This is a genomic window from Oryzisolibacter sp. LB2S (assembly GCF_040732315.1).
Lineage (GTDB): Bacteria > Pseudomonadota > Gammaproteobacteria > Burkholderiales > Burkholderiaceae_C > Alicycliphilus > Alicycliphilus soli.
The window spans coordinates 971325-982992 of sequence record NZ_CP160388.1 but is presented as its reverse complement, the minus strand read 5'-3'; the positions used below and the strand labels follow the sequence as shown (position 1 = coordinate 982992).

Sequence of the window (11668 nt, the reverse complement as noted above, 5' to 3'; positions counted from 1 at the left end):
CCCCAGGGCCCGAACAATGCCGATGCGCGACCACGAACAAGCCCGGAGGTGAACCATGCCCGCGCCCCCTTCACCCGAACGGATGTCGCGCCTGGTCGGCCTGATCTACGACTGCGTGATCGAGCCGAGCCACTGGCAGCTGGCCATGGACAGCCTGCGCTCGAGCCTGGGGTTTGCGACCGCGGAGGTCGCCGTGCTGCGCCTGCCCGACGGCGAGGCGCTGATGGCCTGGACCTCCGGCATACCACCCGAGTGGATTCAGCCCTTTCAGGAGGCGCGCGCGGCCGGCCTGATCGACCTCTGGGGCGGCCCCGAGCGCGTGCGCCAGTACCCTCTGGCCGAGCCCATCGTCCTGTCGCAGGCCGTCGAGCGCGGGCGCCTCGATGGCAACCCCTTGCACGAACGCTTCGCCAAGCCATTCGGCCTGTCGGACCTGGTCGGCATGGCCTTGGTGCGCGATGCCGATGCCGTGGCCGGTATCGGCCTGGGCTGGGCGCACGGGGCCATCACCGACGGCCATATCGCGCCACTGCGCATGCTCGCGCCGCACATGCTGCGCGCCCTGACCATATCGCGCCTGATGCACACCGAGCGCCAGCTCACGCAGACGTTCGCACAGGCGCTCGATGCCCTGGCCTCGGCCATGCTGCTGGTCAATGAGCAGCTGTGCATCGTGCATGCCAATGCCGCGGCCGACGCGCTGCTCTCGGAGGGCGATGCCCTGACCATGCAGCCTGGGCGCAGGCTGCACCTGTGCAGCCCCAGGGCGCATCACGCCCTGAGCGACACCATCGCGCGCATCACCGCGGGCAGCATGACGCTGGGCCAGCGCGGCATAGGGATTCCCCTGACCCGTGCCAGCGGCACGGCACCGCTGATCCTGCATGTGTTGCCGCTGAAGGCGGGCGAGTTGCACAGCGGACTGCCGCAGCGCGCCGTGGCCGCCCTGTTCATCGCCGACGCCGCAGCGCCCGCACCCATGCCGGCCCAGGCCCTGGCGCTGCTGTACGAGCTGACACCGGCCGAGGTACGCGTGTTCGAGCTGATCACGCACGGACACACGCCCACCGAAATCGCCACGCTGCTCGGACTGTCGGCAAGCACCGTGAAGACGCATCTGCTGCGCGTGTTCGACAAGACCGGCTGCCGCCGCCAGGCCGAGCTGGTGCGCCTGGCGGCGGCGCTGGCCGCGGCCTGAACGACGCATTGCACGCCGCATCCACCAAACGGTGGACGCGGCCGCATGCCGCGCGCACTACATTGGTGCGACGTGCCGACCGTGACTGCAGCGGCCATGGAGACGGCGCCAGGCAGCAATGCCTGACCGGGGCGGCGACGCCCAAGGAGGCGATCGTGTACGTATCGGTAGAAGGCGCCATGGCGGCAACCATTGGCTGGCTGTATCTGATCACCAACGCGGCGCGCGTTTTTGCCTACGCTCCGCAAATCGTCGCCGTCTGGCGCTGTCACGACGGGGCTTTGGCAATCTCGCTGTTCACCTGGAGCATGTGGACGATCTCGCATGTGGCGGCGCTGCTGTACGGCGCGCTGCTGATGCATGACATGTATTTCGTCCTGATCTCCACCGTCAACGTGCTGGGCTGCGCCCTGATCACGGGACTGACGGCCTGGCGCCGGATGGAGTTTGCACGCCCACCATGCAGCTCGGCGGAGCCCGGCCAGGCAGCGCCTACCGATGGCACGCCGCAGCCGGCCTTCCCGATTGACCAGAGGCAATCGCGCATGGCCGAATGAACCGCGCCTGCCATGTCTACTGCGGCGTGAAGCCCGACTCCCGGATGATGCGCGTCCAGACCCGGGTGTAGGCCCGTTCGCGCGCCGTGAGCTGTGCGGGCGTCATATAGCCCACGGTGAGGCCCATGGTGGTCAGCGTCTCGCGCACCTGGGGCTGGGCGACGACCTGGGCCAGGGCGTCGGAGAAGCGCGCCAGCGCCGCTTCGCTCGTGCCCGCGGGCGCGTAGAAGCCGTAGTACGGCTGGTCCTCGAAGCCGGCCAGGCCCAGCTCGGCAAAGGTGGGCACGTCGGGCAGTGCCTGCTGGCGCTGCGCGCCGAGCACGGCCAGCATGCGCAGCTTGCCCGCGCGGTGGTTTTCGATGAAGTCCTGCACCGAGCCTATGCCCGCCGCGATCTGGTTGCCCAGCATGTCGGCCATCATGGGCGCGCTGCCGCGGTAGGGCGCGGCCACCAGGTCCAGGCCGTAGCGCCGGCCCAGCAGCCGCACCAGAAACTCGGGCGTGGAGGCCGGCGCCGGTATGCCCACGGCGCTCTTGCCGCCCTGCGCGCGGCGCACCCAGTCCACATAGTCGGCAAAGCGGGCCGCGGGCGTGCCCGGCGAGACGGCCAGGCCGTTGACGAAGGTGGCAAAGCCGCCCGCGGCCACAAAGTCGCGCGCCGGATCGAAGCCGGGGTTCTTCACGACCTGCGGCAGGATGGAGATGGTGTGGTCGTGCGTGAGGAACAGCGTCAGGCCGTCGGCCGGCGCGCTCTTGAGCACCTGGGCCGCGATCTGTCCGCCCGCGCCGGGGCGGTTGTCCACCACCACGGTCATGGCCAGCACATCCTTGAGCCGGTCGGCGAGCAGGCGCGCGATGGCGTCCGAGCCGCCGCCGGGCGGAAATCCCACGAGGATGCGCAGCGTCCTGGACGCATCGGCCCGGGCGGGCAGCAGGGGCGCGGCACCGAGCAGGGCGGCGCTGGCGAGCAGGTGGCGGCGGGTCAGGCGCATGGTGATCGGCCGTTCAATGGACTCAGGCCGCCAGGCGTGCGCGGTGGCGCGCGAGTTGCGCGCGCACCTGCGCGGGCGCCGTGCCGCCCAGGGTGTTGCGGGCGTTCAGCGATCCCTCCAGGCTCAGTGCGTCGAACACGTCCTTCTCGATGGCCGGGTGAAAGCCCTGCAGCACGGCCAGCGGCAGCTCCGACAGGTCCACGTTGTGCGACTGGGCGGCCTTGACGGCGTGGGCCACGGTCTCGTGCGCGTCGCGGAACGGCAGGCCCTTCTTGACCAGGTAGTCGGCCAGGTCCGTGGCCGTGGCATAGCCCTTTTGCGCGGCGGCGCGCATGGCCTCGGCATTCACGCTGATGCCGCCCTCCTTGGCGCCGGTGGCGGGGTTCACCTGGCCGCCGATCATCTCGGCAAAGATGCGCAGCGTGTCCTTCAGGGTGTCGACGGTGTCGAACAGTGGCTCCTTGTCCTCCTGGTTGTCCTTGTTGTAGGCCAGGGGCTGGCCCTTCATCAGCGTGATCAGGCCCATGAGGTGGCCGACCACGCGGCCGGTCTTGCCGCGCGCCAGTTCCGGCACGTCGGGGTTCTTCTTCTGCGGCATGATGGACGAGCCGGTAGTGAAGCGGTCGGCGATGCGGATGAAGCCGAAGTTCTGGCTCATCCAGATGATGAGCTCTTCAGACAGGCGCGAGACGTGCACCATGCACAGGCTGGCCGCGGCCGTGAACTCGATGGCGAAGTCGCGGTCGGAGACGCCGTCCAGGCTGTTCTGGCACACGCCGTCCATCCCCAGCGTGCGCGCCACGCGCTCGCGGTCCAGCGGGTAGGTGGTGCCGGCCAGCGCCGCGCTGCCCAGGGGCAGCAGGTTCACGCGGCGGCGGGCGTCCAGCATGCGCTCGGCGTCGCGGCTGAACATCTCCACATAGGCCAGCAGGTGGTGGGCAAAGCTCACGGGCTGGGCCACCTGCAGGTGGGTGAAGCCGGGCAGGATGACATCCACGTTTTTCTCCGCCACCTCCACCAGCGCCAGCTGCAGCTCGGCGAGCAGGCCGGCGATCAGGTCGATCTCGCCGCGCAGCCACAGGCGCACGTCGGTCGCCACCTGGTCGTTGCGGCTGCGGCCCGTGTGCAGGCGCTTGCCGGCGTCGCCCACGAGCTGGGTCAGGCGCGCCTCGATGTTCAGGTGCACGTCCTCGAGGTCCAGCTTCCAGTCGAACTGGCCGGCCTCGATCTCCTGCCGGATCTGGGCCATGCCGCGCTCGATGTCGGCCAGGTCCTGCGCGCCGATGATGCCCTGCGCGGCCAGCATCTCGGCATGGGCCAGGCTGCCCGCAATGTCGGCCTGCCACAGTCGCTTGTCGAAGAACACGCTCGACGTGTAGCGCTTGACCAGGTCGCTCATGGGCTCGGAGAACAGCGCCGACCAGGCCTGGGCCTTGGTGGCGAGCTGGTCGTGGGAGGGTTGCGATGCGGGGGTGTGGGACATGAGGGCAATAATCAGAGGGTTACGACAGCCGGAACGCCCGGATGCCGCGATGCAGGAAACGCAAATTTTATCGACCCACCCCGCCCCCTTGCCCGAGCCCGCGCCGCGCGGCGCGCGGGCGGGCCGCGCGCTGGTGTTCGACGCCTGCCAGGTCGGCGTGGTGCTGCGCGCCGTGCTGTTCGTGGAGGCCGTCCTGGGCGTGGGCGCGATGTTCGGCGCGGGCGGCGCCGGCGAATGGCTGGCGCGGCTGGCCCTGTACACGGGCGGCGCGCTGCCGGCGACGCTGGCCTGGCTGGTCACGGCCTGCAGCCTCAAGAAGGCGCTGCAGCGCCTGGGCGAGCCGCTGCAGTACGTGGCCGGCGTGCTCTTGGGCATGCTGGCGGGCCTGTACGCCTGCGCCATGCTGGTGCTGGCCGGCGCCGCCGAGGGCGGCCCGCCCTGGCTGGCCTGCGCGGCCAGCGGCGCGCTCTTGGCCGCGCTGCTGGTCACGGCGCTGCGGCTGCGCGCCCGCGCACGCGCGCCGGCCGCCACCACGGCGCGCCTCGCCGAGCTGCAGGCGCGCATACGGCCGCACTTTCTGTTCAACACGCTCAACAGCGCCATCGCCCTGGTGCGCAGCGAGCCGGCGCGTGCCGAAGCGCTGCTCGAAGACCTTGCCGACCTGTTTCGCCACGCGCTCGTCGAGCAGGGCGAATCGGCCACGCTGGACGACGAAATCACGCTCGCACGCCGCTATCTGGACATAGAGCAGGTGCGCTTTGGCGAGCGCCTGCGCGTGCAGTGGCAGATAGACCCGCGCGCGGGCGCGGCGCGGCTGCCGCCGCTCCTGCTGCAGCCGCTGGTGGAGAACGCCGTCAAGCATGGCGTGGAGCCCACGCCCGGGCTGGCCAAACTGCGCATCGCCGCCGAGCGGCGCGGCAGCCGCGTGGTGCTCAGCATCGCCAACACCCTGCCGCCCGAGACCACCGCCCCCGCCACGCGCGGCCACGGCATCGCCCTGGCCAATGTGCGCGAGCGCCTGCGCCTGCTGCACGACGTGGACTGCGACTTCAGCGCCGGCGTGGAGCAGGGCCTGTACCGGGTGCGCATCGCCATACCTGTTTCATGAACGCCGCCCCGCGCCTGAATGGCGCATTCGGCGCAGCACCAAGAATGAATGCACCATGGATATCCTGATCGTTGACGACGAGCAACTCGCGCGCAGCCGGCTGCGCACGCTGCTGGGCGACTGCGACGCGCGCCACCGCGTGAGCGAGGCCGCGCATGCCGGCGAGGCGCTTGCGCAGCTCGCCATCAGCGGCGGCCGCGCCGTGGACCTGGTGCTGCTCGACATCCACATGCCGGGCCAGGACGGCCTGTCTCTCGCGCAGCAGATCCGCGCCCTGCCCTGCCCACCGGCCATCGTCTTCGTGACCGCGCATGCCGACCATGCGCTCTCGGCCTTCGAGCTCGACGCCGTGGACTACCTGACCAAGCCCGTGCGCCTGCAGCGCCTGCAGCAGGCCCTTGCCAAGGTGCAGCGCGCCGGCGGCCAGGCGCAGGCCATACCGGCGGCAGCGCCCGCCGCGGAAGGCGAGGCGATGCTGATCCAGGACAGGGGCCGCACCGAGCGCGTGCCGCTGGCCGAGGTGCTGTACCTCAAGGCCGAGCAGAAATACGTGACCGTGCGCACCGCCACGCGCCACTATGTGGTGGACGATGCGCTGTCGGATCTGGAGGCGCGCCATGCGGCGCAGTTTCTGCGCGTGCACCGCAGCACGCTGGTGGCGCGCCACGCCCTGCGCGCGCTCGAGCGCCACTACGACGCCAGCGAGGGCGAGGGCTGGGCCGTGCGCCTGCAGGGGCTTGCCGAGCCGCTGCCGGTCTCGCGCCGCCAGGTGGCCACGGTGCGCGAGGCGCTGGCCGGTCTATAGACCGGCGGGCTGCGCCACGCCCCTCCCCGACGTCATCCCCTCGCCCACCTCATCCCCTCCCCGACGTCATCCCCTCCCACGTCATCCCCTCTCCCACGTCATCCCCGCGAACGCGGGGATCCACCGTGGTTGAGGCACTCCTCTGGATCCCCGCCTTCGCGGGGATGACGAAGAAAGCGGGCCGTTGTCCACGATCCGACCGGCGCGCCTCGATCCCCGCCTTCGCGGGGATGACGAAGGGGCCAGCGTCAATGCCCGTGCCCGTGGTGCGCCAGCGCGCCCACCACGGTCACCATCACGATGCCGCCCGTGAGCCAGGCGATCTGCACCAGGGTCTGCGCGGCCGTCAGGCGCTTTTGCAGCTGGGGGATCAGGTCGGCCAGGGCCACGTAGATGAAGCTGCTGGCGGCAACCGCCAGAAAGTAGGGCAGCGCCCCGTCCCACAGCCCGACGACGTAGTAGCCCACGAGGCCGCCCAGTGCCGTCACGGCGCCGGCCAGCGACACCTTGAGCAGGGCCGCGTTGCGGTGCTGGTGGCTGTGGCGCAGCACCACCAGGTCGCCGATGTGGTGCGGCACCTCGTGCGCCAGCACCGACAGCGCGGCCACCAGGCCCAGGCGCATGTCGGCCACGAAGGCCGAGGCGATCAGCACCCCGTCGCCAAAGCAGTGCACGCTGTCGCCCGTGAGCAGCGACCAGCCGCCATGGCCATGGTGATGATGATGGTGGTCATGGTCGTGCCCCCCATGGCCGTGGATATGCCGCTCGCCCGCGCCGTGCTCGTGGCCGTGGTGCCAGAGCTCGGCCTTGTCCAGCAAGAAGAAGAACACCAGCCCCAGCAGCAGCGTGACGAACAGGTCATGCGCATCGACCGGCCCCTCGAAGGCCTCGGGCAGGATGAGCGTGAACGCCGTGGCCAGCAGCGCGCCGGCCGCCAGGCTCAGCAGATGCTGCGGCCCCACGCGCCCACGCCCGCCCAGACCGACGCGCAAGAGCGCCGCCGCGATCCATACACTGCCAATGCCTGCGGCCAGGGTGGCCAGGATGATTGCTACCAATGTCATAGCTTTTTGCGCCCGTCCCTATTGGGGTAGAGGCCAATTTCTTATCAAAAACACCATCAAAAAAAGCCCCGAGGGGCTTTGCGGTCGCAGCCGGCGCGCCGGCCCTCACGCCACGCCATGTTGCCTGAACCAGGCCAGCATGCGGCGCCAGCCGTCCTGCGCGTCGTCCTTGCGGTAGCTGGCGCGGTAGTCGGCGTGAAAGGCGTGGGGAGCGTCGGGGTAGATCACGAACTCCGAGCGTTTGGCCGCCGCGGAGCCCGCACCGAGTGCTGCCCTCATCTTATCAATCGTGTCAAGCGGTATGCCGCCGTCCTGCGCGCCGTACAGGCCGAGCACCGGCGCCTTGAGGGTGGGCGCCACGTCCACGGGCTGCCTGGGGTGCAGCACGCCGGTCTGGCCCACGAGGCGCCCGTACCAGGCCACGCCGGCCCGCACCGGGCCGTGCTCCGCATACAGCCAGGTGATGCGCCCGCCCCAGCAAAAGCCGGTGACGGCCACCTTCTGCAGGTCGCCGCCATGGGCGCCGGCCCATTGGACGGCGCCGTCCAGGTCGGCCATGACCTGGGCGTCGGGCACCTTGGCGATGAGCTCGCTCATGAGCCGGGCCACCTCGGTATAGCTGGCCGGGTCGCCCTGGCGCGCAAACAGGTCGGGCGCGACCGCCAGATAGCCCTCGCGTGCCAGGCGCCGGCAGACGTCGGCGATGTACTCATGCACGCCAAAAATTTCCGAGACCACCAGCACCACGGGCAGGCCCGTCTTTCCCTGCGGCGCGGCGCGGTAGGCGTGCACCTGGGCGCCATTGACGGCAAAGCTCACCTCTCCGGCCGTGAGCCCCGCGGCCGGCGTGGCAATCGCCTGCTGCGCCAACACGGGCGCGGCCGCCGCCGCGTAGCCCGCGCCCAGCACCAGGCCGAGCGCCCGGCGCCGGCTGGCCACGCCGCGCCCGGGCAGCAAGGCATGCAGATCGCGTTGGAGGTCTGGGTTCAGGTCGTCGTCCATTGCGGGCTCCCGTGTCGGCGCGGTGGTGCGTGCGGTGGATTCTAGGGACAGCCCGCTGCAGGCGGCTCTGGCAATCGCTACAGTGGGCCCCGTCCCGTCGGACATGCAGACGACACAGGCAGACAACAAAGACACAGGAGACCGCCCTTGAGCAACGCCCCCGAACTCGACACCACCCGCTTTGGCAGCGGCCAGGCCGTGCAGCGCCTCGAAGACGCGCAGCTGCTGCGCGGCGAGGGCCGCTTTGCCGACAACTTTGCGCCCGAAGGCCTGGCCCACCTGGGGTTCGTGCGCTCGCCCCACGCCCATGCGCGCATCACCGGCATCGACAAGGCCGCCGCCCAGGCCCTGCCCGGCGTGCTGGCCATATACACGGGCGCCGAGCTGGTGGCCGCGGGCGTGCAGCCCCTGCCCGGCCCGGGCATGAAGCGCGCCGACGGCACCCCCGGCGCCAGCCCCGCGCGCCGCGCCCTCGCGCACGAGCGGGTGCGCTTCGTGGGCGAACCCGTGGCCGCCGTGGTGGCCGAGACCCTGCAGCAGGCCCGGGACGCGGCCGAGGCCGTGTGGGTGGATTACGAGGAACTACCCGCCGTGGTCGACGTGCGGGGCGCGCTCGCCGCGCACGCGCCGCAGCTCACGCCGACCGCGCCCGACAACATCGCCGCCGAGATGCGCCATGGCGACGCGGCCGCCACCGCCGCGGCCTTTGCCCGGGCCGACCATGTGGTTCGCCTTCACATCACCAACCAGCGCGTGGCCGCCGTGACGCTGGAGCCGCGCACGCTGCTGGCCTGGGTGGCGCCCGAGGATGGGCGGCTGACGCTGCGCATGAGCACGCAGATGCCCAGCGGCGTGAAGAAGCTGGTCTGCGCCTGCCTGGGGCTGGCCGATGCCCAGGTGCGCGTGGTGGTGGGCGACGTGGGCGGCGGCTTTGGCATGAAGACCGCCGCCTACCCCGAGGATGTCGCCGCCGCCTGGGCCGCGTGGCAATTGAAGCGCCCCGTCAAATGGGCGGCCGAGCGCGGCGAGGAATTTCTCTCCTCCGCCCATGGGCGGGACGTGCAGAGCCAGGCCGAGATGGCGCTCGACGCCCAGGGCCGCATCCTCGCGCTGCGCCTGCACTCGCAGGCCAACGTGGGCGCCTACGCCACGCCCACGGGCGTGGCGATCCAGCTCTTGATCGGCCCCTGGGTGCAGACCAGCGTGTACGACATCGCGCCCATCGACTTTTGCTTCCAGGCCGTGCTCACACACACCGCGCCCACGGGCGCCTACCGCGGCGCGGGCCGGCCCGAGGCCATCTTCCTCATGGAGCGGCTGATCGACGAGGCCGCGCGCCAGACCGGCATGGACCGCGTCGAGCTGCGCCGGCGCAACTTCATCGCCCCCGCGCAAATGCCCTACACCAACGCCATGGGCCAGACCTATGACAGCGGGCGCTTCGAGCATGTCATGGATCAGGGCCTGCGGCTGGCCGACTGGGACGGGTTCGAGGCGCGTGCCGCGGCCTCGCGTGCGCGCGGGCTGTGGCGCGGCCTGGGGCTTGCGACCTTTCTCGAATGGACGGGCGGCAATGCCTTCGAGGAGCGCGTCACCATGAGCATCGGCGCCGACGGCGTGGTCGAGGTGTTCTCGGCCGTCAACGCCATGGGCCAGGGCATAGCCACCTCGCTCGCCCAGCTGGTGGTGGACGCCTTCGGCATCCCGCTCACCCAGGTGCGCGTGGTACTGGGCGACACCGACCGCGGCGACGGCTTTGGCAGCGCGGGCTCGCGCTCGCTGTTCACGGGCGGATCGGCCGTGCGCATAGGGGCCGAGCGCACCATAGAGCATGGCCGCGCGCTCGCCGCAGAGGCGCTGGAGGCCGCGGTGCACGACGTGCAATACCAGGCCGGGCGCTACCGGGTCGCGGGCACGGACATGCAGCTCACGCTGGCCGAACTCGCCGCGCGCCAACCCGATGCACGCATCTTCATGGACAGCACCAGCGCCGTCGCCGGCCCCTCCTGGCCCAACGGCTGCCATGTGTGCGAGGTGGAGCTCGACCCCGCCACCGGCGCCGTACAGGTCGTGGCCTATGCCAGCGTCAACGACGTGGGCCGCGTGGTGAATCCGCTCATCGTGCGCGGCCAGCTCGACGGCGGCGTGGTCCAGGGCCTGGGCCAGGCGCTGTGCGAGGCCGTGGCTTACGACGCAGGCAGCGGCCAGCTGGTGAGCGGCAGCCTCATGGACTACGCGCTGCCGCATGCCGACCTGGCACCGCCCATGGTCCACGAGATGGACGAGTCCACACCCTGCCTGAACAACCCGCTGGGCGTCAAGGGCGTGGGCGAGCTCGGCACCATCGGCGCCGCGCCCTGCGTGGTCAACGCCGTGGCCGATGCGCTGGCGCGCGCCGGCCGCGCGGATCTGGCGCCCAAGCTGCAGATGCCGCTCTCGCCCGGGAGGCTGTGGCAGCTGCTGCAACAGCAGCCCTGATCAGGCCCCGGCCCAGCGCAGCAGCGCCGCGGCCGCCGCGCCCAGCACCACGACGAGCAGAAACGGCGCGCGCAGCGCCAGCGCCAGCGCCGCCACGGCCAGGGCGGCAAGGCGCGCATCCAGCGCCAGCGCCGCGCCGCTGGCCAGGGTGTTCATCACCGTGAGCGAGGCCAGCAGCGCCACCGTGAGCGCCCCCGCCACGCGCAGCATGCGCGGGCTGTGCAGCCAGCGCGCGGGCACGGCGTAGCCCGCGAGCTTGATGGCAAAGGCCGCCAGCCCGGCAAGCACGATGGCGCTCCACAGGCTCATGCGGCCTCCCGCGCGGAGCCTGGTGCGGGCCGCAGCCACCCCCAGGCCGCGCCCACGGCCGCGGCCAGCAGAATGGGCAGGCCCGGAGGCACCAGCGGTATGGCCAGCGCCGTGACCAGGCCGCAGACCAGGGCCAGCGCCACGGGCTCGCGCCCGCGCAGGCGCGGCCAGAGCAGGCCCAGAAACGCGGCCACGGCCGCGCCGTCGAGCCCGAAGCGGCGCGGGTCGCCCAGCGCGTCGCCGAGCAGCGCGCCGAGCAGCGTGAACGCGTTCCAAAGCACGAAGACGCCGATGCCTGCCGTCCAGAAGCCCAGCCGCTGCTCGTCGCGCGATTCCTGCGCGAGCGCCGTGGCGGCCGATTCGTCAATGGTCAGCTGCGCCATCACGGCGCGCCGCCAGCCGCGTGGGGCGAGCAGCCGCTGCAGCTGCATGCCGTACACCGCGTTGCGCACCCCCAGCAGCGTGGCCGCGCCCACGGCCGCCGCGCCGCTGCCGCCGCCCGCGATGACGCCTATGAAGGCGAACTGCGAACCGCCCGTGAACATCAGCAGGCTCAAGCCCATGGCCTGCGCCACCGTGAGCCCCGCGGCCACGGCCAGCGCGCCGAACGAGATGCCGTAGAGCCCCGTGGCCAGGGCGATGGACAGCCCCATGCGCACGGCCGGGGTCATGG

The 11668-nt window shown here is 71.5% G+C and carries 11 protein-coding genes; 5 read left to right on the top strand and 6 right to left on the bottom strand.

The window, feature by feature from the left end; genetic code table 11:
- The first annotated feature begins 55 nt into the window (after positions 1–55).
- On the top strand, positions 56–1198 hold the full coding sequence (locus ABUE11_RS04685) for a helix-turn-helix transcriptional regulator (RefSeq protein WP_367067887.1): 1143 nt from the start codon (positions 56–58) through the stop codon (positions 1196–1198).
- 179 nt (positions 1199–1377) lie between these two features.
- A complete protein-coding gene (locus ABUE11_RS04680; RefSeq protein WP_367067886.1) occupies positions 1378–1755 on the top strand; it encodes a hypothetical protein in 378 nt (125 codons plus the stop codon).
- A 16-nt stretch (positions 1756–1771) separates the two neighbouring features.
- On the opposite strand, the gene ABUE11_RS04675 is transcribed toward ABUE11_RS04680, so the two are convergent.
- Positions 1772–2746: a Bug family tripartite tricarboxylate transporter substrate binding protein gene (locus tag ABUE11_RS04675; RefSeq protein WP_367067885.1), complete on the bottom strand. Its 975-nt coding sequence runs from the start codon at positions 2744–2746 to the stop codon at positions 1772–1774.
- A 22-nt stretch (positions 2747–2768) separates the two neighbouring features.
- Positions 2769–4229 (bottom strand): argininosuccinate lyase, encoded by a 1461-nt coding sequence (gene argH, locus ABUE11_RS04670; RefSeq protein WP_367067884.1) that lies wholly within the window; start codon positions 4227–4229, stop codon positions 2769–2771.
- A 49-nt stretch (positions 4230–4278) separates the two neighbouring features.
- Here argH and ABUE11_RS04665 point away from each other — a divergent pair, with 49 nt between their 5' ends.
- A complete protein-coding gene (locus ABUE11_RS04665) occupies positions 4279–5337 on the top strand; it encodes a histidine kinase (protein WP_367067883.1) in 1059 nt (352 codons plus the stop codon).
- Positions 5338–5392: 55 nt separating this feature from the next.
- Entirely contained in the window at positions 5393–6142 is a 750-nt protein-coding gene (locus ABUE11_RS04660) for a LytTR family DNA-binding domain-containing protein (RefSeq protein WP_367067882.1), read from the top strand.
- A 248-nt stretch (positions 6143–6390) separates the two neighbouring features.
- On the opposite strand, the gene ABUE11_RS04655 is transcribed toward ABUE11_RS04660, so the two are convergent.
- Together ABUE11_RS04655 and ABUE11_RS04650 are read right to left on the bottom strand one after the other, a co-directional pair.
- Positions 6391–7206, bottom strand: coding sequence for a ZIP family metal transporter (locus tag ABUE11_RS04655; protein ID WP_367067881.1), 816 nt, complete (start codon positions 7204–7206; stop codon positions 6391–6393).
- 105 nt (positions 7207–7311) lie between these two features.
- Positions 7312–8208, bottom strand: coding sequence for a dienelactone hydrolase family protein (locus tag ABUE11_RS04650; RefSeq protein WP_367067880.1), 897 nt, complete (start codon positions 8206–8208; stop codon positions 7312–7314).
- A gap of 147 nt (positions 8209–8355) precedes the next feature.
- Between ABUE11_RS04650 and ABUE11_RS04645 the strand changes: the two genes are divergently transcribed.
- Positions 8356–10686, top strand: coding sequence for a xanthine dehydrogenase family protein molybdopterin-binding subunit (locus ABUE11_RS04645; protein WP_367067879.1), 2331 nt, complete (start codon positions 8356–8358; stop codon positions 10684–10686).
- Here ABUE11_RS04645 and ABUE11_RS04640 read toward each other — a convergent pair whose 3' ends face one another.
- Together ABUE11_RS04640 and ABUE11_RS04635 are read right to left on the bottom strand one after the other, a co-directional pair.
- Positions 10687–10995 (bottom strand): AzlD domain-containing protein, encoded by a 309-nt coding sequence (locus ABUE11_RS04640; RefSeq protein ID WP_367067878.1) that lies wholly within the window; start codon positions 10993–10995, stop codon positions 10687–10689.
- Positions 10992–11666 (bottom strand): AzlC family ABC transporter permease, encoded by a 675-nt coding sequence (locus ABUE11_RS04635; RefSeq protein ID WP_367067877.1) that lies wholly within the window; start codon positions 11664–11666, stop codon positions 10992–10994. Before ABUE11_RS04635 ends, ABUE11_RS04640 begins: the two co-directional genes overlap by 4 nt.
- Positions 11667–11668 lie beyond the last annotated feature (2 nt).